This window comes from Delftia sp. CH05 (assembly GCF_009827015.1).
Taxonomy (GTDB): domain Bacteria; phylum Pseudomonadota; class Gammaproteobacteria; order Burkholderiales; family Burkholderiaceae_C; genus Comamonas; species Comamonas tsuruhatensis.
In genome coordinates this window covers 323,138-344,516 of record NZ_WUMG01000003.1, presented here as the reverse complement: position 1 = coordinate 344,516, position 21,379 = coordinate 323,138, and the positions used below count along the sequence as shown (strand labels likewise).

The 21,379-nt window shown below is 67.9% G+C and carries 19 protein-coding genes; 11 read left to right on the top strand and 8 right to left on the bottom strand.

Going from position 1 to position 21,379, the window contains the following annotated elements; all coding sequences use genetic code 11:
• The first annotated feature begins 15 nt into the window (after positions 1 to 15).
• Entirely contained in the window at positions 16 to 870 is an 855-nt protein-coding gene (gene phhA, locus GRX31_RS05085) for a phenylalanine 4-monooxygenase (RefSeq protein ID WP_151019482.1), read from the top strand.
• Here the strand turns inward: phhA and GRX31_RS05080 are convergent.
• The gene (locus GRX31_RS05080; RefSeq protein ID WP_047217748.1) at positions 804 to 1,793 is read right to left on the bottom strand and encodes an esterase/lipase family protein; all 990 of its coding nucleotides are present in this window, start codon (positions 1,791 to 1,793) and stop codon (positions 804 to 806) included. The two genes, phhA and GRX31_RS05080, sit on opposite strands and share 67 nt — an antisense overlap.
• Positions 1,794 to 1,994: 201 nt before the next feature.
• Between GRX31_RS05080 and GRX31_RS05075 the strand changes: the two genes are divergently transcribed.
• The 4 genes from GRX31_RS05075 (at position 1,995) to GRX31_RS05060 (ending at position 8,501) form a co-directional block, all read left to right on the top strand.
• Positions 1,995 to 3,695, top strand: coding sequence for an AMP-binding protein (locus tag GRX31_RS05075; RefSeq protein ID WP_160851748.1), 1,701 nt, complete (start codon positions 1,995 to 1,997; stop codon positions 3,693 to 3,695).
• Positions 3,696 to 3,776: 81 nt separating this feature from the next.
• On the top strand, positions 3,777 to 4,736 hold the full coding sequence (locus tag GRX31_RS05070; RefSeq protein WP_047217750.1) for an MBL fold metallo-hydrolase: 960 nt from the start codon (positions 3,777 to 3,779) through the stop codon (positions 4,734 to 4,736).
• Positions 4,737 to 5,409: 673 nt separating this feature from the next.
• The gene (locus GRX31_RS05065) at positions 5,410 to 7,710 is read left to right on the top strand and encodes a catecholate siderophore receptor Fiu (RefSeq protein ID WP_160851746.1); all 2,301 of its coding nucleotides are present in this window, start codon (positions 5,410 to 5,412) and stop codon (positions 7,708 to 7,710) included.
• 110 nt (positions 7,711 to 7,820) lie between these two features.
• Positions 7,821 to 8,501, top strand: a complete 681-nt coding sequence (locus GRX31_RS05060) for a Fe2+-dependent dioxygenase (protein ID WP_160851744.1) — start codon at positions 7,821 to 7,823, stop codon at positions 8,499 to 8,501.
• Between the two features lie 14 nt (positions 8,502 to 8,515).
• Here the strand turns inward: GRX31_RS05060 and GRX31_RS05055 are convergent, their stop codons facing one another.
• Both GRX31_RS05055 and GRX31_RS05050 read right to left on the bottom strand, forming a co-directional pair.
• Complete coding sequence (locus tag GRX31_RS05055; protein WP_047217751.1) at positions 8,516 to 9,079, bottom strand: DUF4124 domain-containing protein; 564 nt, start codon at positions 9,077 to 9,079, stop codon at positions 8,516 to 8,518.
• A 108-nt stretch (positions 9,080 to 9,187) separates the two neighbouring features.
• Positions 9,188 to 11,167 carry a lytic transglycosylase domain-containing protein gene (locus tag GRX31_RS05050; RefSeq protein ID WP_016446505.1) on the bottom strand — a complete coding sequence of 660 codons (1,980 nt, stop codon included), beginning with the start codon at positions 11,165 to 11,167 and terminating at the stop codon, positions 9,188 to 9,190.
• A 15-nt stretch (positions 11,168 to 11,182) separates the two neighbouring features.
• Between GRX31_RS05050 and GRX31_RS05045 the strand changes: the two genes are divergently transcribed.
• Positions 11,183 to 11,755, top strand: coding sequence for a 5-formyltetrahydrofolate cyclo-ligase (locus tag GRX31_RS05045; protein WP_016446506.1), 573 nt, complete (start codon positions 11,183 to 11,185; stop codon positions 11,753 to 11,755).
• A 141-nt stretch (positions 11,756 to 11,896) separates the two neighbouring features.
• On the opposite strand, the gene queC is transcribed toward GRX31_RS05045, so the two are convergent.
• On the bottom strand, positions 11,897 to 12,655 hold the full coding sequence (gene queC / locus GRX31_RS05040) for a 7-cyano-7-deazaguanine synthase QueC (RefSeq protein WP_017406441.1): 759 nt from the start codon (positions 12,653 to 12,655) through the stop codon (positions 11,897 to 11,899).
• Positions 12,656 to 12,743: 88 nt separating this feature from the next.
• On the opposite strand from queC, the gene GRX31_RS05035 reads away from it, so the two are divergent.
• Positions 12,744 to 13,436: a glutathione S-transferase family protein gene (locus GRX31_RS05035; protein WP_016446508.1), complete on the top strand. Its 693-nt coding sequence runs from the start codon at positions 12,744 to 12,746 to the stop codon at positions 13,434 to 13,436.
• A gap of 212 nt (positions 13,437 to 13,648) precedes the next feature.
• Complete coding sequence (locus GRX31_RS05030; RefSeq protein ID WP_160851743.1) at positions 13,649 to 14,902, top strand: multifunctional CCA addition/repair protein; 1,254 nt, start codon at positions 13,649 to 13,651, stop codon at positions 14,900 to 14,902.
• Between the two features lie 25 nt (positions 14,903 to 14,927).
• Here the strand turns inward: GRX31_RS05030 and GRX31_RS05025 are convergent, their stop codons facing one another.
• The gene (locus GRX31_RS05025; protein WP_160851741.1) at positions 14,928 to 16,880 is read right to left on the bottom strand and encodes a sensor histidine kinase; all 1,953 of its coding nucleotides are present in this window, start codon (positions 16,878 to 16,880) and stop codon (positions 14,928 to 14,930) included.
• 73 nt (positions 16,881 to 16,953) lie between these two features.
• Here GRX31_RS05025 and GRX31_RS05020 point away from each other — a divergent pair, with 73 nt between their 5' ends.
• Positions 16,954 to 17,637, top strand: coding sequence for a response regulator transcription factor (locus GRX31_RS05020; RefSeq protein ID WP_047471726.1), 684 nt, complete (start codon positions 16,954 to 16,956; stop codon positions 17,635 to 17,637).
• Between the two features lie 42 nt (positions 17,638 to 17,679).
• Here GRX31_RS05020 and trxC read toward each other — a convergent pair whose 3' ends face one another.
• Together trxC and GRX31_RS05010 are read right to left on the bottom strand one after the other, a co-directional pair.
• Entirely contained in the window at positions 17,680 to 18,114 is a 435-nt protein-coding gene (trxC, locus tag GRX31_RS05015) for a thioredoxin TrxC (RefSeq protein ID WP_016451857.1), read from the bottom strand.
• Positions 18,115 to 18,190: 76 nt separating this feature from the next.
• Entirely contained in the window at positions 18,191 to 18,385 is a 195-nt protein-coding gene (locus GRX31_RS05010; protein ID WP_012203183.1) for a DUF2905 domain-containing protein, read from the bottom strand.
• Between the two features lie 136 nt (positions 18,386 to 18,521).
• On the opposite strand from GRX31_RS05010, the gene GRX31_RS05005 reads away from it, so the two are divergent.
• On the top strand, positions 18,522 to 19,412 hold the full coding sequence (locus tag GRX31_RS05005) for a hypothetical protein (protein ID WP_160851739.1): 891 nt from the start codon (positions 18,522 to 18,524) through the stop codon (positions 19,410 to 19,412).
• A gap of 20 nt (positions 19,413 to 19,432) precedes the next feature.
• Here the strand turns inward: GRX31_RS05005 and GRX31_RS05000 are convergent, their stop codons facing one another.
• On the bottom strand, positions 19,433 to 20,446 hold the full coding sequence (locus GRX31_RS05000) for a class I SAM-dependent methyltransferase (RefSeq protein WP_160851759.1): 1,014 nt from the start codon (positions 20,444 to 20,446) through the stop codon (positions 19,433 to 19,435).
• Positions 20,447 to 20,562: 116 nt separating this feature from the next.
• On the opposite strand from GRX31_RS05000, the gene GRX31_RS04995 reads away from it, so the two are divergent.
• Positions 20,563 to 21,348, top strand: coding sequence for an SDR family oxidoreductase (locus GRX31_RS04995; protein ID WP_026062653.1), 786 nt, complete (start codon positions 20,563 to 20,565; stop codon positions 21,346 to 21,348).
• Positions 21,349 to 21,379: the final 31 nt, after the last annotated feature.

Sequence of the window (21,379 nt, the reverse complement as noted above, 5' to 3'; positions counted from 1 at the left end):
GCCCACGCCCCCGGTGTGGCACCCGTGGTCTACGGCCAGGCCGACCGCCCCCCGCGCGGCGACTACAGCCGCGCCAGCGACGACTACACCTGCGCGCAGGACTACGACGCCTACACCGAGGCCGACCACGACACCTACCGGCGCCTGTACGAACGCCAGTCCGCCCTGCTGCCGGGACTGGCCAGCCAGCACTTCATCGACGCCCTGCCCTCGCTGGGCGCCAAGGACCGTATTCCGCGCTTCGAGGAAGTCAACGAGCGCCTGCGCCGCGCCACGGGCTGGGAGATCGTCGGCGTGCCGGGCCTGATTCCCGAGGTGCCCTTCTTCTCGCTGCTGGCCAACCGCAAATTCCCGGTCACGGACTGGATCCGCAAGCCCGAGGAGTTCGAGTACATCGTCGAGCCCGATGTCTTCCATGACCTCTTCGGCCATGTGCCGCTGCTGTTCAACCCCGTCATCGCCGACTACATCCAGGCCTATGGCCAGGGCGGGCTCAAGGCCGCCGAGCTGGGCGCCTGCGAGATGCTGTCGCGCCTGTACTGGTACACCATCGAGTTCGGGCTGATCCGCGAGCAGGGAGGCCTGCGCGCCTACGGCGCGGGCATTCTGAGTTCTTCGGGTGAGCTCAACTACTCGGTGCGCAGCCCCGAGCCGCAGCGCCTGCCGCTGTCGCTGGAGCGCGCCATGCGCACGCTCTACAAGATCGACACCTACCAGCACACCTACTTCGTGATCGACGACCTGCAGCAGCTGTTCGACCTCACGGCCGCCGATTTCGAGCCGCTGTACCGCCAGCTGCGCGATCAGCCGACCATCGCGGCCGATGCGCTGCTGCCCGGTGAAGTGGCCCTGCAGACTTCCGCGTCCTGAAGCCGCTCGCGCAGCTCCAGGCAAAAGCGCCAGACGCGCTCGTCGAACACCAGCTGCACATGGGCCACGTCGTCCAGGCGGTGCGCGTGCTGCCCTGGCAGCGTGGCCACGGGGAAGGGAAAGACGATGTTGTCGCAACAGCTCCACCAGCAGCTGAAGGCCACCTCGGGCGGCGGCGGCCCCAGGCGCTGCAGCCAGGGACTGTCCTCGCGCATCTGAAGCGCCGGCAGGCCATGGGCGAAGCGCGCCATCCAGGTGCCGCGGTGCGGCGTGGCCAGGGTCACCACATGGGCAGCCAGTTGCCGGCGCTCCTGCGCGGACAACCGGCCCAGCCAGGCACGCACCACCAGCCCGCCCATGCTGTGGGCCACGATCAGCGGCGCCCGCCCCGTGGCCTGGGCCATGCGGCGTGCGCAGGCATCGAGGTCGGCCACCATGGCGTCGATGGACGCGCCGTGCGCCGGCTCCAGCGTCATGGCCGCGCAGGCAATGCCGCGTTCCTTGAGCCGCCGCAGCCATGGCGCCCAGACCGCGCGATTGCAGAAGAAACCGTGGACCAGCACCATGCCGACCTGGCCTGTGACCGGGCTTGCGTTTTGTCCTGCGGCCGGGTCACCTGGCCAGCCATCGGCCTCGGCATGGACCCGGAAGGGCAGGCGCCAGCCAAACACCTGCACGGCCAATGCCCACTCGGCGAGCCAGGCTGCCGCCACCGTGCGCCAGGCGGGCACGGGTGCGCCGGCCTTGCGCACCACGCGGCGCATCAACACCATCTGCAGGCCCAGATGCAGGCCCGGCCAGCACAGGCCCGGCAGCGCTCCTGCCAGCGCCAGCCCGCGCGATTCCGGCCACCACCATGCCAGCCAGGCCATGGCGCCGGCCAGCGTGCCCAGCGCCACCATTTGCAGAATGCGTGCGTTCACGGCAGCCCGCCCTCCCTGAAAAAAACGCCAACGTAGCACACAGCGGCCGCACTTTCGTGGGGACGCCGCCCCCTGCCTAGGACAACCCCGCGTAGACCGCAAAGCACCCGCCTGACCAGAATCAGCCGCAGCGGTGGCCGGCCGACCGGCGCCTGCCCCTTTGCCGTTCCCCTGTCTCACCAGCAACCCAAGGTACCCTGCATGGACGCTGCGCCCTGGCTCAAGAACTATCCCGCCGATGTGCCCCACGAGGTGCATCCCGAGCAATACCGCTCGCTCACGCACCTGCTGGAGGAGGCCTTCACCCAGCATGCGGACCTGCCCTTTTCGGTCTGCATGGACCGCTGGATGAGCTACCGCGAGCTGGACCAGCTGTCCACGCGCCTGGGCGCCTGGCTGCAGGGACTGGGGCTGGAGCCCGATGCGCGCGTGGCCATCATGCTGCCCAATGTGCCGCAGTTCGCCGTGAGCATGGCGGCCGTGCTGCGCGCCGGCTACACCTGTGTCAACGTCAATCCGCTGTACACGCCGCGCGAGCTGGAGCACCAGCTCAAGGACTCGGGCGCCACGGCCATCATCATCCTGGAGAACTTCGCCCACACCCTGGCCGACGTGATCGAGCGCAGCGCCATACGCCATGTCTGCGTCACGGCCATGGGCGATCTGCTGGGCGGCATGTATGGCAGCTGGATCACCTTCGCCGTGCGCCACCTGGCCAAGATGGTGCCGGCCTACAGCCTGCCGCTGGACGGGGCGGGCGACACGGTGCGCGAGGTCACGACCTTTTCCCAGGCGCTGGCGCGCGGCGCCCAGAAAGAGCTGCGGCCCAGCCAGGCGGGACTGGATTCGGTGGCCTTCCTGCAATACACGGGCGGCACCACCGGGCTGTCCAAGGGTGCCGTGCTCACCCACCGCTGCATCGTGGCCGCCACGCTGCAGGCGCATGCCTGGTTCACGCCGGCCCTGCACGGGCGCGTCAGCGCGCAGGACACGCACATCATCGCGGCGCTGCCGCTGTACCACATCTTCGCCCTCACGGTGAGCCTGTTCGCCATGCGCATGGGGGCCAGCCTGAGCCTGATCCCCAATCCGCGCGACATCCCCAAGTTCGTCAAGGTGCTGCAGAAACGGCCCTTCCACATCCTGCCGGCCGTCAACACCCTGTTCAACGCCCTGCTCAACAACGCCCAGTTCCGCGAGCTGGACTTCTCGCAGCTGCGCGTGTCGCAGGCCGGGGGCATGGCCGCCAGCGAGGGCACGGCGCGCCAGTGGCAGCAGGTCACGGGCAGCGTGATGATCGAGGGCTGGGGCATGAGCGAGACCTGCGCCATCGGCACCAACAACCCCGTCACCGCCACCGCCTTCAGCGGCACCATCGGCCTGCCGCTGCCGGGCATCTCCATCGCCATCAAGGACGACGAAGGCCGCGATCTCCCGGCCGGCGAGGCCGGCGAGCTGTGCATCAAGGGCCCCAACGTCATGCGCGGCTACTACAACCAGCCTGACGAGACCGCCAAGGCCTTCACGGCCGACGGCTACATGCGTACCGGCGACATCGGCGTGATGGACCAGGAAGGCTACACCCGCATCATCGACCGCAAGAAGGACATGATGGTGGTCAGCGGCTTCAACGTCTATCCGAACGAGCTGGAGAACGTGATCTCCATGTGCCCCGGCGTGCTCGAATGCGCGGCCGTGGGCGTGGCCGACGAGCGCCAGGGCGAAGCCATCAAGGTCTACGTGGTGCGCAGCGACCCGGCACTGACCGAGGACCAGGTGATGCGCTTTTGCCATGACCAGCTCACCGGCTACAAGCGCCCGCGGCAGGTGGAGTTCCGCGACGAACTGCCCAAGACCAATGTGGGCAAGATCCTGCGGCGCGCCCTGCGCGATCCCGCCTGAAATCCGGACAGCCGCAGCTGTAGCCCACGCGTCAGCCGTGGCTGCCTGCGGCTGTTAGCCTTGGGAAAGGCTTCTCCCCCCATGACCTCCTTCGCCCCCACAAGCGCCACCGCTGCGCTGCCCTGCGGCATGACCGTGCTGGAGCGCGGCTGGCTGTCGGCCAACAACATCGTCTTCGCGGCCGACCCTGCCGATCCGCAGGACGACGGCGCGGCCGTGGTCGATACCGGCTACGTCAGCCATGCCGGGCAGACCGTGCTGCTGGTCGAGCAGACGCTGGCCGGCCAGCCGCTGGCGCGCATCCTCAACACCCATCTGCACAGCGACCACTGCGGCGGCAATGCCGCACTGCAGGCGCGCTGGCCGCAGGCCCGGACCTATGTCGCGCCGGGCCAGGCTGAATTCGTGCGCCACTGGAATCCCGAGGCGCTGAGCTACACACCCACCGGCCAGGAATGCCCGCCATTTGCGCTGACCGGCGTACTGCAGCCCGGCGCCAGCGTGCGGCTGGCCGGGCGCGACTGGCAGATCCATGCCGCGCCGGGGCATGACCCGCACTCCATCATCCTGTTCGAGCCTGCCAGCCGCACACTGATCTCGGCCGATGCGCTCTGGGAAAACGGCTTCGGCGTGGTGTTTCCCGAAATCGAGGGCCTGCAGGCCTTCGAGGAAGTGGCCGCCACGCTGGATGTGATCGAGGCCCTGGCACCGCTCACCATCGTCCCCGGCCACGGCGGCGTTTTCACGGGCGTGGCCGCGGCGCTGGACACGGCGCGCCGCCGCCTGGACGGCTTTGTGCGCGCCCCCGAGCGCCATGCCCTCTACGCGGCCAAGGTGCTGCTCAAGTACCGGCTGCTGGACTGGCAGCGCGTGCGCACCACTGAACTGCTGGCCTGGCTGGACGCCACGCCCTACTTCGGCATGCTGCATGCAGGCTATTTCAGCCACGAGACCGCCGAGCACTGGAGCCGCACGCTGGTGGATGCGCTGGTGCAATCGGGCGCGGCGCAGCGCGAGGGCGAATGGGTTCACAACGCCTGAACGAAACAGATCCGCGATAGGCGCAAACCACGCCAATCACATCACCGGCCGCAAGCACTGCGCAGCTGCGGCACCACGGGCAGCATCTTCATCGACCGCGTGCGCAACCTGGGCAGCCCGATGCGCGACACCTTCAACATCGAGGACATCGAGATCGTCAAGGGCGCCTCGGGTTCCGAGTACGGGCGCAGGCGCCCTGGCGCCCGCCAATCTCTACGATCCCGGCGTCAGCGATGCGATCACGAGCCAGGACATCCGCTATGCCGGCCAGATCAACGAAGGCCACACCAAGACCCTTGCGCTGTACGCCTTCATGGCCTGGGAGCTCAGCGCGAACCTGAGCCTGCAGCTGAACGTCTACAACCTCGCCAACCAGCGTTACATCGCCAGCCTGAACAGCGCGCGGCGCGCGCCACATCCCGGGCGGGGCGCGCTCGGCCAGGCTGGTCGCCACGCTGAAGTTCCGAGACCGGGCTGTTGCTGGGCGGCAACGGCCATCCATTCACTTATCAGATTATTCTTATATTTTTATTAGGAATCATTACCATTCTCAATCCAGGCAAAACTGCCTGATCCAGCCAGCACCGGCAAGCCAAGACAGCTCTCCAGCCGCCCGCGCAACGCCGGCCAGCAAGCCAGCATGTTCACTGCCCATCCCGCTTTCCGTTCAACCATGGCGAACTCCAACTCGTACATCAAAAGCCGCAAACACGACAGCGCTGGCCGCTCGCCGTCGGCCGGCATCATCGCTGCAGCCGCGGCCCTGGCCACCCTGGGCATGCCGGCCGTGGCCCAGACACAGACGCCCAGCGCCAGGACCGCGCCCAGCCTCAAGGAAGTGACCGTCGAAGGCTCGCGCAGCACCGGCTACGAACCCGCACAGGTCTCCTCCCCCAAGTTCACGCAGCCGCTGGTGGACACGACGCAGACCATCTCCGTCATCAAGGAGCAGGTGCTGCAGGAACAAGGCGCCACCACCCTGACCGAGGCGCTGCGCAACGTGCCCGGCGCCGGCACCTTCTACGCGGGCGAGAACGGCAACACCAGCACGGGTGATGCCATCTACATGCGCGGCTTCGACACCTCCAACAGCATCTATGTGGACGGCGTGCGCGACGTGGGCTCCATCTCGCGCGACGTGTTCAACACCGAGCAGGTGGAAGTCACCAAGGGCCCCGCCAGCACCGACTACGGCCGCAGCGCGCCCACCGGCGCCATCAACATGGTCACCAAGCAGCCCAGCCTGGCCGACAGCTTCGGCGCCTCGCTGGGCGCGGGTTCGGGCAGCTACAAGCGCTCCACCGTGGACTGGAACAAGAGCCTGACCGGCATGGGCGGCGCGGCCTTCCGGCTCAACGCCATGGTGCAGGACGCCGGCGTCGCCGGCCGCGACCGCGTGGCCAATGACCGCTGGGGCATCGCACCGTCGTTCGCCTTCGGACTGAACACCGACACGCGCACCTACCTGAACGTGCTGCACGTCAAGCAAAGCAATGTGCCGGACGGCGGCGTGCCCACCATCGGCCTGCCCGGCTACAGCAACACCGATGCGCGCCTGAACGCGGGCCGCCCCGTGGACCCCAGCCGCTTCTACGGCACCAGCGCCGACCACGACGACGTGACGGCCGACATGGTCACGCTGCGCGTGGAGCACGACTTCACGCCCGACACCACGCTGCGCAACACCACGCGCTGGGGCCGCACCAAGCAGGACTACCTGCTCACGGCCTTCATGACGCTGTCCAGCAACAACAGCAGCAATCCCGCCGACTGGACCGTGTCACGCAGCCTGCCGACCTTCAAGAACCAGGTCAACGACATCGTCACCAACCAGACCAACCTGACGACCAAGCTGGCGACAGGCAGCGTGCGGCACGAGCTGAGCACCGGGGTGGAGATCACGCGCGAAAAGCAGAGCAACTACGGCACGGGCACCACGGGCGCCTGGCCCAATGCCAGCCTCTATGACCCGCAGGTGCCCAGCTCCGGCCTGAACTGGTCGCGCAACGGCGCCGACAGCAAGGGCTCGACCGACACCTTCGCGCTGTACGCCTTCGACACGCTCAAGTTCAACGAGCAATGGCAGGCCAACGCCGGCCTGCGCCTGGACCGCTACAAGACGCAGTACGACGCACGCGCCGTCTGCGGCGGCCGCAGCGGCCCGGCCTGCGGCAGCAATCCTGCAGGCACCGTGCTGCCCAGCGCCGTGGGCCTGGAGGCCTCCGACACCCTGCTGAGCTGGAAGATCGGCGGCCTCTACAAGCCCGCGCCCAATGGCAGCGTGTACGTGAACTACGCCCTGTCGCAACAGCCACCGGGCGGTGCCAACTTCACGCTGTCCACGGCCGCCAACAACGCCAACAACCCCAACATGGACCCGCAAAAGGCCAAGACCGCCGAACTGGGAACCAAGTGGGAGCTGATGGACAAGCGCCTGCTGCTGACAGGCGCGCTGTTCCGCACCGAGATCACCAACGAGATCGTCACCAACCCTGACGGCACCGTGGGACAGACCGGCAAGAAGATCGTGCAGGGCCTTGAGCTGGGCGCCACGGGCCAGATCACGCCCGCCTGGGGCGTGACTGCCGGCTACACGCTGCAGGACACCAAGGTGGACACGGGCGCCACCGTGGCGCAGGACGGCTCCAGCGGCCTGACCTATACGCCCAAGAACGCCTTCTCACTGTGGACCAGCTACCAGTTCCCGTTCGGCCTGACGCTGGCTGGCGGGGCGCGCTACTCGGGCGGACTCAAGCGTGGCACCGACGGCGCCGTGGGCACGCCCAACTTCACCGATGCCTACTGGGTCTTCGACGCCATGGCCAGCTACCGCATCAACAAGAACGCCGACATCCAGCTGAACTTCTACAACCTGTTCGACAAGGAGTATGTGGGCGCCATCAACAAGAGCGGCTACCGCTATTTCCCGGGCACGCCGCGCTCCGTGCGCGTGTCCGCGAACTTCCGCTTCTGAGTGAATGCAAGACGGGCGGCCGCGCCGGCCTCGCCGCGCGCAGAACGCCGACAATCCCAGTACCGCCCCGGCCCCGCCGGGGCTTTTTCCATGCGAGGAGGACCCGCACCATGATGCTGCACATTCCCGACGTGCTCACGCACCAGCAGGTCACTGCGATCCGCACAGCCATCGACGCCGCCGACTGGGTGGATGGCCGTGCCACGGCGGGCAGCCAAGGCGCCCGGGTCAAGCGCAACCGCCAGTTGTCCGAAGACTCGCCCGTGGCACTGGAGCAGGGCCGCACCATCGAGCAGGCGCTGGCGGCCAATGCGCTGTACTTCAGTGCCGCCCTGCCCGCGCGCACCATGTCGCCGCTGTTCAACCGCTATGCGGACAGTGAAACCTATGGCCTGCACGTGGACGGTGCGGCACGGCGCCTGCCAGGCGCGCAGCAGTGGATGCGCACCGATGTGTCCTGCACCCTCTTCCTCTGCGATCCCGAGGACTACGATGGCGGCGAGCTGGTCGTGGTGGACACCTACGGCACGCACGAGGTCAAGCTGCCGGCCGGCGACCTGATCCTCTATCCCTCTACCAGCCTGCACCGCGTGGAGCCCGTCACCCGGGGCGAGCGCGTGTGCGCCTTCTTCTGGGCGCAAAGCATGGTGCGCGACGACACACGCCGGGCCATGCTGTTCGAGATGGACCAGACCATCCAGCGCCTGCGCGAGAAGCTGGGCGAGACCGATGAAACCCTCAGCCTCGCGGGCCAATATCACAACCTGCTGCGCATGTGGGCGGAGACCTGAGGGATCGGATCCCTTCAGGGCTTGTGCTTTTCCGCGCAGCCGATCAGGTGGTTGTAGCTGTTGGACATGCACTGGTACATGGCCTTGGAGCGGCCCGTGGAGGCCTGGCAATCGGCCACGGTGGCGTGCGTGCGCGCCTCGCGGAACTTGCCCGCGGTCGCATCGAACTGCGCCTGCGTGATGTAGCCGCCCTTGAGGTTCTTCTGGCCGTTCTCGACCATGGTGTCCACCTGGCTGCGGATGTTGTCCACGGCGGCGGCGCAGTTCAGCGGCACCTCCTTGGAATCGACCTTGCTCAGGCCCTTGGCCACGCCGTCCGCCAGCTCGCGCACCTGCTTGGGCAGCTTCTTCGTGCCGTCGGGATTGCGCTCTTCGCCAAACCGGCCCGAGCCTGCGCCCGAGCTGCCATTGGGCGAGACCTTGATCTGGCCGGCATCGGCCTGGTCGACGGGCAGCTGCGAACCGTAGTGCGTGCGCCCTTCGGCATCCACCCATTTGTAGACGGGCTGCGCTGCCGCCGTGCACGCCCATGCAAGACCCAGCGCGACCCAGGCCGCGCGGCTCCCTGTTGTTGTCATTCTTGAAACCCCTGCGGTATCCGGGGCCGCGGCATGCGGCCCGCCAGTCGGTAACCAAGTGTAGCGCCGACAGGCATCGCCGCACCCCGCAGGAATGTCAAGTGCGGCTCAGGGCAGGTCCTTGCTGGGGTCGGGCGTGGCCGCATCACGCGGGCCGATGGTGCCCAGGCGGCTCTTGAGCGACTGGGGCTGGCCCGTGATCAGCGCCGCGTAGTTGGTGGTGTTGGACAGCACCTTCTTCACATAGTCGCGCGTCTCGGTGAAGGGCACGTTCTCGGCCCAGATGGCGGCGTCGAGCACCGGGCCGTTGCGCCAGTTGCGCGGGCGGCCGGGGCCGGCGTTGTAGCCGGCCGCAGCCAGCGCCATGGAGCCGTCGAAATCGTCCAGCGCCAGCTTCAGATAGGCGGTGCCTATGGTGATATTCACATCGCGGTCATTGATCATGGACGGGGAAAAGTCCGTCATGCCGATCTTGCGCGCCGTCCACCGGGCCGTGGCCGGCATGACCTGCATCAGGCCCGAGGCGCCTACGCCCGAGCGCGCATCCATGATGAAGCGGCTTTCCTGGCGGATCAGTCCATAGACATAGGCAGGGTCCAGCCCGATGGAGCGCGAGCGCGCCAGCACCGTGTCGTGGAAGGGCATGGGAAAGCGCTGGCTCCAGTCGGCAAAGCTGCGCGTGCGCTCGCTGGTGTTGATGCAGCGGTCCCAGACCTGCTGCTGGCAGGCCAGGTCGGCGGCAGCCAGCAGTTCGCGGTCGTTCATGCCGCCGGCCTGGTGCAGGTTGGTGGCGTAGTTCCATTCACGCACGCCTTCGCTGCGCAGGCCGTTCTGGATGGCGTAGAGGCCGCGCACCAGACTGGGGTTGGCGCGGGCGGCGGCCTTCTCCTGTGCCGTGGGCGGCGCAGGCGGCGGTGGGGCCGTCACGCGCTGGCCGATGTCCTCCAGCGCCAGCTGTTCGTAGAAACTGCCGGGGCCGGCCATGTCCTCCAGCAGCTGGCGCGCCTCGGAGCGCTCCTGCTCGCTGGGGCGGCCCGACAGCAGGGCGCGCGCCTTCCAGTAGGTCCATGTGTGTTCGGTGCGCTCAGGCCCCATGGCGTCGATGGCGCGGCGCACCGTGCGCCAGTCGCCTGCACGCAACGCGGCACGCACCTTCCAACCCAGCAGTTCGTCGCTGAGATCACCGTCCTTGCGCACCTTGCCGAAATAGGCCGCAGCCTCGGGCTGCAGCTTGAGCGCGGCCTGCTTGCCGATCACGCCCCAGGCCCAGTTGTTCTCTTCGGCCGTCAGCCGGGCACCCCAGCCGCCTTCCAGCTGGGTGGCCGCCGCCGCCGGGTCGCTGGACGCCATGCGGATCAGCGCCAGCAGCGCCAGTTCCTTGGGCACGGCACCGCGCACGCGCGTCTGCCCGGCAAGGTATTTCGCCGGCGAGGCGAACACCTGCGCCACCTGGGGCAGGGCCTCGGGCGCGACGATGGCCACGGCATCGCGCGTGGCCTTCTGGCGATTGGCCTCGGCCGACTGGCGTGCCTTGCGCCAGACTTCGGGCTCGCTGATCTGCTTGGCTGCGTACAGCTCGCCGGCAGCATAGGTGCAGCCGTCGTCGGCGTCGCGCTGGGCCCACCACAGGTCGCGCACCTGCTGGCCAAGATTGGCGGCAGGCTGGCCCTTGAGGTTGTCGATCAGCAGGGCATAGCAGTTGACGGAACGGTCATCGCGCATGCGAAACGCCCCGTGCACCTGATCGAACATGCCCCAGTCGCGCCGCTGCCCCAGCAGCAGCAGCCAGTCATTGCGCAGCCGGTCTTCCTGGTAGGTGCCGGGCCAGCGCTTGAAAAACCCCAGAATCTCGTCGGCACTGGCTTCTTCCAGCCGGGCCTTGAGTTCCCAATAGGCGGCCCAAGGTTCGAGCACATGGCCACGCGCAGAAGGCAGCAGCTGCGTGAGCTTGGCCTTGTCGCCCTTGCGAAAGGCCTGCTGCATTTCCAGCAGGACGTCGTCGCCACGGTTTTGCGCCAGCGCAGGCGTGGCTGCGGTGGTCCAGAGGGAAGCCGCCAGAAGCGGTGTCAAAATCTTCAGCCAGTGCATGGAGGAAATTATCTGATGGACAAAGCAGCCCTGCGCCGCAGCTTGATAGACCAGCGCCTCAACCTTCCCGACCGATTGCAGCGCGCCGACGCGCTGCAGCAGGTCATGCGCTTTTGGCTGATACAGCGGCCCGACAGCATCATCGGCGCCTATTGGCCGATCAAGGGGGAGTTCGACCCGCTGCCAGCGCTTCACCGGTGGAAGGAAGATGGCGAGCTACAGGGTACCCCACAAAGACGCCGCATCGGATTGCCGGTGATCGACAAGCAGCGTAAGACACTCAGCTTTCACGCCTGGTACCCGGGCTGTCCCATGGAAGAGGACGCCTATGGCATCCCCAAGCCCAAGGACACCGAAACCCTCACCCCCACCCTGCTGTTCGTGCCCTGCGTGGGCTACGCGGCCGGTGGCTACCGCCTGGGCTATGGCGGCGGTTTCTACGACCGCACCCTGGCCGAGCTGCAGCCCAGGCCCTTCACCGTGGGCCTGGGCTACGGCTGCGGCTATGTGGACGAGTTCGAGCCCGAGCCGCATGACCTGCCGCTGGACGCCATCTTGAACGACCACGGAGTCGTCTGGCCGGTGTAGAACAAGCACCCCCTGAGGCGCTGCGCGCATTCCCCCTCTCTGCCCGCTTCGCGGGGGAGGGGGACGACACCCTCACTGCGGGGCGGCCCTTGCTCGGTGTCCCTCGCTTTTGGCCGCGCCGGTTTCTAGCGCTGTGCTTCTTTAGTTTGCTGTCTCGCGCTGCGCCTGCCATTGATGCCAGCCGCGGGCTCGCAGGTCGCAGGCGGGGCAGGTTCCGCAGCCGTAGCCCCAGTCGTGCAGCGTCTCGCGCGTGCCCTGGTAGCAGGTGTGGGTGTCGCGCTGGATGAGGTCCACCAGGGTGTCGCCCCCCAGGTCGTGGGCCATTTGCCAGGTCTGGGCCTTGTCTATCCACATGAGCGGGGTTTCGATGCGCAGGCGCCGCTCCAGGCCCAGGTTCAGGGCGAGCTGCATGGCCTTCATGGTGTCGTCACGGCAGTCGGGGTAGCCGGAGTAGTCGGTTTCGCAGACGCCGGTGACGATGACCGACAGGCCGCGACGGTAGGCCAGCGCGCCGGCCAGGGTCAGGAACAGCAGGTTGCGGCCGGGCACGAAGGTGTTGGGCAGGCCGTCGGCCTGCATGGCGAAGGCCACGTCCTCGGTCAGGGAGGAGCCGCCGATCTGCTGCAGCACGTCCAGCGAGAGGACATGGTCGTCACCCAGGCGCGGTGCCCATTCGGGAAAGTCCCTGGCCAGCCGCTCGCGCACCTGCTGGCGGACCTGCATTTCCACGCTGTGGCGCTGGCCGTAGTCGAAACCCAGGGTCTCGACGCGCTCGTACAGCGACAGTGCCTGCGCCAGGCAGGTGGTCGAATCCTGGCCGCCGGAAAACAGGACCAGCGCAGCCGTGTGGCGCCCCGCTGGCGCCTGGGGGGAAGAGCTATCGTTTTGCATGGCACGCATTAGAGCGCGCCCAGGCAGCGCCCGGCTCCTACATGGGTTTTCCTGCCATGCTTGCTAAGCTGTAGGGCCTATCGCGGAGGTTGCGGCCATGCTCACGCTCTATATCGGCAACAAGAATTACTCATCCTGGTCCATGCGCCCCTGGGTGCTGATGCGCCAGGCCGGCATTGCTTTCGAAGAAGTCATGCTGCGCTTTGACAGCTTCGACGAGCAGTCCGCCTTCAAGCAGCGCGCCCGCGCGCTGTCTCCCTCGGGCCGCGTGCCCGTGCTCATGGACGAAGGCATGGCCATCTGGGACAGCCTGGCCATCTGCGAGTACCTGGCCGAGAAATTCCCTGAAAAACACCTGTGGCCGACCCTGGCCCTGAACCGCGCCCGCGCGCGCAGCCTCTGTGCCGAGATGCACAGCGGCTTCGGCGCGCTGCGCTCGCTGTGCCCCATGAACATCGAGGCCCAGTTGCCCGAGGTCGGCGCGCGGCTGTGGGCCGAGCGCGCGGACCTGCGCGACGATGTCCAGCACCTGTCCGAGCTGTGGCAGCCGCTGCTGTCCACGGCCAGCGGCCCCATGCTGTATGACCAGTTCAGCATCGTCGATGCCTTTTTCGCGCCCGTGTGCATGCGCCTGACGACCTACGAGCTGCCGCTGGCCCCGGCCATCGACGCCTACGTGCGCCGCGTGCGCGCCTTGCCGGGCGTGCAGGACTGGGTGCAGGGCGCACTGGCCGAGCACGATTTCCGGCCGTTCGAGGAACCCTACCGCAGCGCGCCTGCGGCCGGCTGAGCGGCGCGCCAGCAAAAGTCGGAGCACTGCTGCGCTGGGGTGGGCGCGGCCTGCGCAATGCCGCGGTTGCGGAGGCAGTGCAGCGGCCATCCGGCTGGTGCTCCTTGAGTGTGTCTCCAGACAGAATCCGAAAGAAACCATGCGCTCGGCACTCCATCGGTGCGTGGAGGCAGCCCGCCATCATGTCACCGCCCAGGCCCTACCATTGCGGCATGAGCGAATTTCAGGTGTACATGGTGGGCGGCGCGGTGCGCGACCGTCTTTTGGGGCGGGCCGTGCATGACCGCGACTGGGTGGTGGTCGGCGCCACGCCCGAACAAATGTCCGCGCGCGGCTTTCTGCCTGTGGGGCGGGACTTCCCGGTCTTCCTCCATCCCGAGACGCACGAGGAATACGCGCTGGCGCGTACCGAGCGCAAGAGCGGCCTGGGGTACCGGGGTTTCGTCGTGCAGGCGGCGCCCGATGTCACGCTGGAGCAGGATCTGGCCCGGCGCGACCTGACCATCAACGCCATGGCCGCTCCTGCGGACTGGGATGGTGAAAGCGCCATCACCGATCCCTACCACGGCCAGGCCGATCTTCAGGCTCGGGTGCTGCGCCATGTGACCGGGGCCTTCCGCGAAGACCCGGTGCGCATCCTGCGCGTGGCGCGCTTCGCGGCACGTTTCCACGAATTCACGGTGGCGCCGGAAACCATGGCCCTGATGCGGGAGATGGTGGCCGCCGGCGAGGTGGATGCCCTGGTGCCCGAACGCGTCTGGCAGGAGATCAGCCGTGGCCTGATGGAGCGCCGTCCCTCGCGCATGTTCGAGCTGCTGCGCGAGTGCGGTGCGCTGTCCGTGCTGCTGCCCGAGCTGGAACGGCTGTGGGGCGTACCCCAGCGCGCCGAGTACCACCCCGAGGTCGATACCGGCGTGCACGCCATGATGGTGCTGGACATGGCCGCACAGCTCGACGCCCCCCTGCCCGTGCGATACGCCTGCCTGGTGCACGACCTGGGCAAGGGAACGACGCCGGCCGATGTGCTGCCGCGCCACATAGGCCATGAGCAGCGCAGCGCCCGGCTGGCCGAGAAAGTGGGCGAGCGTCTGCGCGTGCCCACGGACTGCCGCGAACTGGGCGACATGGTGGCGCGCGAGCACGGCAACATCCACCGCAGCGGCGAACTCAACGGCGCCGCCATCGTCCGCCTGCTGGAGCGCTGCGACGCCATCCGCAAGCCCGCGCGCTTCGAGCAGGCGCTCATGGCCTGTGAGTGCGATGCACGCGGAAGACTGGGTTTCGAAGACCGGCTCTATCCCCAGCGTGCCCGCCTGCGCGAAGCGCTGGCCGCAGCGCTGTCCGTCTCCACCTCTGACATCGCCGCCCAGGCCGCTGCGCGCGGCAAGCAGGGCAAGGCCATCGGCGAAGCCGTGCAGGCGGCGCGCGCACAGGCCGTGGCAGATTGGCTGGCGCAGGCGGCCTGAGCGCAAAGGCCGCTACACACGGGAATCAGGCTCGCGCCACGGGCAGGACCAGTCGCAGGCACACGGGCTGCTCGCCTCCTGCCGTCAACAAGGCCACGCTGCCGCCCAGCCGCTCGGCGATGCGCCGCACCAGGTACAGCCCCAGCCCGGCGCCGGGCCGGTGCTGGGCGTTGCGGCCACGGTAATACCTTTCGAACAACTGGTCCTGGTCCGCCTGGGCAATGGGCTCTGCCGGATTCGAGACCTGGATCTCCAGACCCTCGCCCTGCCTGGTCACGTCCAGGCGGACCGATTCGCCCTCGGGCGTGTGGCGGTCTGCATTGGCCAGCAGATTGCGCAGCGCGATGCGCAGCAGGCCGGCATCGGTGATCAATTGCTGCGTGCCCCCGCCCAGTTGGCAGACGATGCGGCCGGGCGCAAAGTCCAGGCACAAGCCATCCACCAGCGCATGCAGGTCGCAGGGCTGCAGGCGTGGCTCGGCATGGGGCTGGGGATCGGCCATGCGGTCGTCGGCCAGGCAGTCGTCCACCAGGGCCAGCAGGCGCTGGGCGGCTTCGCGGATGTTGCGGCTGCGTGCCAGCGTCTTGTCGGGCGGTGCCGCCAGGTTGCGCGCCAGTTGCTGCGCACTGGTCAGGATGATGGCCAGCGGCGTGCGCAGCTCGTGCGAGACCATGGCGACAAAGTCGCGCTGCTCCTGGCGCACCCTGCGCTCCAGCGCCAGCGCCTCGCTGAGTTCGCTTTCGCGCAACTGTCGCTGCCGCAGTTCCGCCTCCAGCCGGACCTGCTCGCGCTCTCGAATGCGGCGCCTGCGCTCGTATCCGCCGATGATCCAGCCACTGAGCAGCAGCATGTGCGCCATGGTGCCCAGCGCGGACGCATGCGTGGACACAAGCGCGGTCAGCGCGTTCATGGGCAGCCAGCCCAGGTTGCGCAGGAAAGAGATCAGCACGCCGGCATAGAAGATGCCGAACGCCAGCATGAAGAACCGTGCCGGGGCGTGGCCGCGCCGCCACAGCCAAAGGGCGAATGCGAGAAAGCCCACGGTCAGCGGCAGGGTCATGGCCTGCACCGGGACCATGCCCGCCGAGTAGTGCCCCGACACCACCAACAGCATGCAGCACAGGCTGAACAGCCACAGCAGCGGCACGATCTGGCGCACCAGCCGCGGATACAGCGATGCCAGCTCCAACTGCCTGCAGGCCAGTTGCATGGAGATCGCCAGGGCGCCGGCAATGCCGCATCCCAGCAGGCGGTCGCTCCAGAAACCCGGCAGGCCCGTCAACTGCTGCACCAGCCCCAGCGATACCACCTCATTGAGCACGCAGACGCTGAGATAGGCCAGAAACAGGCCGCTCACCGGAGCCCGCGTGCCCAGCCAGAACACCAGTTGCACGCCAATCAACAGCAGGTACAGCCCGAAGTACAGGCCGAACGAGAGGGCCTCGCGCCGCGTATGGTTGTCGAACGCCAGTCGCTGCCACAGATCGATACGGGTGACGAGCGCGTTGCGCGCACGCAGGCGCACCAGCAACTCGTATGACCCGGCGGCAGCAGGTTCGAACTGGAATGCGGGACTGCGGTAGTCCACCGGCCAGGCGTGACGCGAAATCTCTTCGCCACTGCGCCCCAGCAGCTGCCAGGGGTCGCCAGGCCGGCGCACATGGACCTCCACCTCATCGAGCAGGGCATTGCCCAGCAACAGCATCCAGCTGCCGGGCTGCTGCACCTGCAGCGGCATGCGCAACCAGACCGCCGCCTGCGTGAAGCTGGCGTTCAGGTGCCCTGGCATCGCCTTCCACCCGGGCGCCAGGTCGGCCTGCCGGACATCGAGCAGGCCCGAAGCGTCATCGAGCCGCTGCCACTGCCCTGCGGTCTCCTGCATGGGCACATCGGGGTCCAGCAAGAGGGTCCGGGCCTGGAGCAGCAGTGGGCACAGCAGCCAGGCCAGCACGATGAGGGTTGCACGGTAATATCGCATCTGAAGTCCACCACGGGGCCGCCAGCGTACACCAGCTGTCTGCGCTGTCACCCGCCTGCCCTCCTCCCAGTCCATGCTTGATGTGATCCTGCTCGAAGACGAGCCCGTGCTGCGCCATGAACTGGGCGACTTCCTCGAATCCCTGGGCTATGCACCGCAGTGCGTGGCCAGCCTGCAGGAGTTCGACCGCCATTTCGATGCGCGGCGCCACCGGCTGGCCATCATCGACATCGGCCTGCCCGACGGCAACGGCCTGGCGCTGATCCAGCGCCTGCGCCAGCAGGGCCAGCAACTGGGGATCATCGTCTTCAGCGCGCTCAACAGCAGCGCCAACCGCATCGACGGCCTGGAGATCGGCGCCGACCACTACCTGGGCAAAGGCTGCGATCTCGACGAGCTGGAAGCCACCCTGGCCGCCCTGGTGCGGCGCCTGGGCCTGCAGCAGCGCCAGGCGCCGTGGCTGCTGCAGCTTGGCCCCAGCCGCCTGCAGCCCCCCGCTTCGCCCCCTGTGGCGCTGTCACACCAGGACCTGCTGGTGCTGCACTGCCTGATGGGCAAGGCAGGGACCAGCGTCAGCCGCCGCCAGATCGTGCAGGCGCTGGGTGGAGACTATCTGGTCTACGACCAGCGCCGCCTGGACACCCAGATGCGCCGGCTGAGGCGCAAGGTGCAAGAGGCCAGCGGCCAGCAGCTGCCTGTCAAGACGCTGCGCAACAGCGGCTATTGCTTCTATCTGCCGGGTGAAGTGCAGGCCTGAGGAAGGGCCTGAAGGCGCCCGGTCCTTGTGGCCCGGCAACCATCAGACGACCGAGCGCACCCAGCGCACGATCTCGCCGGCAGGCAGCGCGCCGGAGACACGGGCGATCTCGCGTCCTTCCTTGAACACCACCATGGTCGGGATGCTGCGGATGTTCCAGGGCGCGGCAGCGTGGGGGTGCGCTTCGGTATCGAGCTTGGCCAGCTGCACGCCGGGCGCCAGCGCCTGAGCCGCCTGCTCGAAGGCAGGCGCCATCATGCGGCAGGGGCCGCACCAGGGGGCCCAGAAATCGACCACCACGGGCACCTGGCTGCGCCCCACATGCCTGGCGAAGCTCTGCGCATCCAGCGCCACGGGCTGGCCGGTGACCAGCGGTTGATGGCAGCTGCCGCAATCAGGCGCGCTGCCCAGCTGATCGACCGCAATGCGGTTGGTGGTGTGGCAATGGGGGCAGACGAAATGCAGCTTGTCGGACATGGGCGACCTCTTGTTGGCGAGTCATGGGGGCAATTGCATGCATATACGGGCGCTGCGCCCATGCTTCAAGCCATGCTCAGACCAGCTTGGCGATCAGGGCGGCAATCACGCTGAGCAACACGGTGCTGGCAATGGGCAGAAAAATCACGCGGCCGAACAGGCGAAAGCGGAAGTCGCCCGGCAGGCGGCCCAGGCCTATGCGTTCCAGCCAGGCGTGCAGGCCATTGAACAGCAGCAGGGCCAGGAAGATGACGAGGAGCCAGCGGATCATGGCGCCGAGTGTACGGCGGCGCGGGACCGGGCCATACAGAGTACACCGCGTCATGCACACGACATATGGACTGCCTACATTGCCGCTGTCCCCCCCCCCTCTTCATCGCCTCCAGGCCGACCACCACGAATTCGCCATGCAACGCAACCGCCGCCTTCTTCTTGCCGCAGCCCTGCCCGCCGCCTTGCTGATGACCGCCTGCGCCAGCGCACCTGCGCCGGCAGCCCGACCCGGCGCCATCGACAACAGCGCCCTGCAGCGCAGCGACTTCCGCGCGCACCAGGCCACCTATGGCCTGGTCTACCGCCTGCCTGCCGATGCCACGGCCATCCTGGACAGCCAGGTCGCACCCGTGGTGCACGAGCAGTTGCTGCGCCTGAAGCTGGTGGCCGAGGCCAACACCTTCAACCTGCCCCATGTCACCGTGGTGCATATCCACAGCGCCGATCCCTCCACGCCGCGCAAGATGCTGGCGGCCCTGCCGGCGCTGCCGCCCGTGCTGCAGGACGTTCACCTGAAGAATTTCTACACCACCGAGGCCGCCAAGGGGGCCGGCAAGCCCTGGTGGCTGGACCTGGGCATCGTCAAGTCCGGCCCGGCCTACGAGGCCATGATGGACTTCAACACCCGCGCCACCGCCGCCATGGCGCCGCTGCGCGACGGCCCGCTGCCGCGCGTGACGGGACCCGTCTATGCCCGCATGAACGACTCGGCCAAGGCCATGGTGCAAAGCGTGGGTGTCAGCGGCATCAACCAGGTGCAGGCCGGCAAGGAGGTGCGCAGCCACAACCCGCACAACACCCTGGTCTACAGCGAAGCCACCTTCACGCCCGAGATCGAGCGCGCCATGGGCGAGACGGCCGCGCGCCTGAACCGCATCCTGCCCGGCGGCCTCACGACCACGTTCGAGAACCTGTCCATCGTGGAGCTGGGCATCTCTGGCAACGTCACGCGCGAGATCTACCGCATCAACCTCAAGGACCAGACGGTCCACGACGTCAGCAACGGCCGCAGCGTCCAGCGCTGAGGCAGGCGGGTCCCGGCCCGCTACAGGCGGTGCGTGCGGTCGCCGCGCACAAAGCCCATGGCGTCCCAGGGCTCCACGCCCTTGGCCAGGCCGATGACCTTGAACAGCTCGCCCATCTCGTGCTCCATCATCAGCTTGGTGGCCATGACGCGCGGGCCCTGGGCCAGTGCGTCGAGCTTGGGGCCCAGGCCGCAGTTGATGAGGAAATGGGCCTGCGAGGTATAGCCCAGCACCTCGAAGCCGGCCTCCTGCGCGGCCACGGCCGTGCCCGTGAAGTTCACATGGGCCGTGATGTCCTTGAGGCCGACATCGGCCAGCGGATCGTCGTCCACCTTGTGCAGCCGGTGGCACACCAGGGTGCCCATGTGGCGCTGCGGGTGGAAATACTCGGATTCGCCAAAGCCGTAGTCGATGAAAAATGCCGCGCCGCGCGCCATGCGCTCGCCCAGCGTGCGAATGAAGGCCTCGCCCTGCGGGTGGATTTCGGTCAGGTAATCGTGCTCGCCCTCGATGTCCATCGGCGGGCGCAGTGGCGTGGGCCTGTCTTCCCAGCCCAGGCTGCCGTCCGGCTGCAGCACCACGCCGCGCTCGTGCCAGACACCTGCCTTGCGCACCAGCAGTTGCACGGGCATGGCATCCAGCACCTCGTTGCCGATGACCACGCCTTCGAGCCGCTCGGGCAGGGCATCGGCCCAGTGCACCAGTCCTTCGTACTTCACCAGCCTGAGCTGCTGGCGCGCACGCAGCGTGCCCGACAGATCGACGATGGTGTAGCGGTCCGGCCGCACGCCCAGGGCCGCCAGCTCGTCCAGCACCTGCAGCGCCAGCGCGCCCGTGCCGGCACCAAACTCCCAGACTTCGCGGGTGTGCGTGCGCTGCAGCGCCTCGGCCACCTGGGCGGCCAGCAGCTGGCCGAAGACAGGGGACATCTCGGGCGCGGTCACGAAATCGCTGCCCGACGATGGCATCAGCCCGAACTTGGCGGTGTCATTGGCGTAGTAGCCCAGGCCCGGCTCGTACAGCGCCAGGGCCATGAAACGGTCGAAAGCCAGCCATCCGCCCGAGGACGCAATCTCTTGCGCAATACGGGTTTGCAGGGCGGCCGTTAAAATTGAGGGTTCTGTCGTCACGATCCGTACATTGTCCTCGAATGTCCACACCTGCCCGAACACGCACAGTTTTGGTGACCGGCGCGGCCCGCCGCCTGGGGCGCGACATCGCGCTCGCGCTTGCCAGCGCCGGCTGGCAGGTGGCCGTGCACTACCGCGATTCCCACGACGAGGCGCTGGAGACGGCCGCCACCTGCGCTGAACTGGCCGGCGACAGCGCCGCCCTGGATGCCGATTTCTTCAACGAGGACTCGGTGCGCTCCCTGGTGCCGCGTGCCGTTGCGCACTTCGGCCACCTGGACGCCGTGGTCAACAACGCCTCTCTGTTCGAGCATGACGACGCCGGCAGCTTCAGCTACGTGGCCCTGGAAGCCCACCTGCGCAGCAACACCGGCGCGCCCATCCTGCTGGCCCAGGCGCTGCATGCCCATATCGAGGACCGCGTCGCGGCCGGCGAGGAGCATGCCAGCGGCGCCGTGATCAACATGCTGGACCAGAAGCTCTGGAACCAGAACCCCGATTTCCTCAGCTACACGCTGTCCAAGGCAGCGCTTGAGGCCGCAGGCACCATGCTGGCGCTGGCCCTGGCGCCGCGCGTGCGCGTGGTCGGCGTGGCCCCGGGCCTGACGCTGACCAGCCACATGCTGAGCCAGGAGCGCTTCGAGGCCCTGCACCGCCTCAGCCCGCTGGGCCGCTCGTCCAGCGCGGCCGACGTGGCCGCCACCGTGTGCTTTGCGTTGGACAACCAGTCCATCACGGGCACCACGCTGCTGGTCGATGGCGGCCAGCACCTGCAGCGCTTCGAGCGCGACTTTTCCATGATGTAGGCGCCTGCCCGCGCCCATCCCCACACTCCAC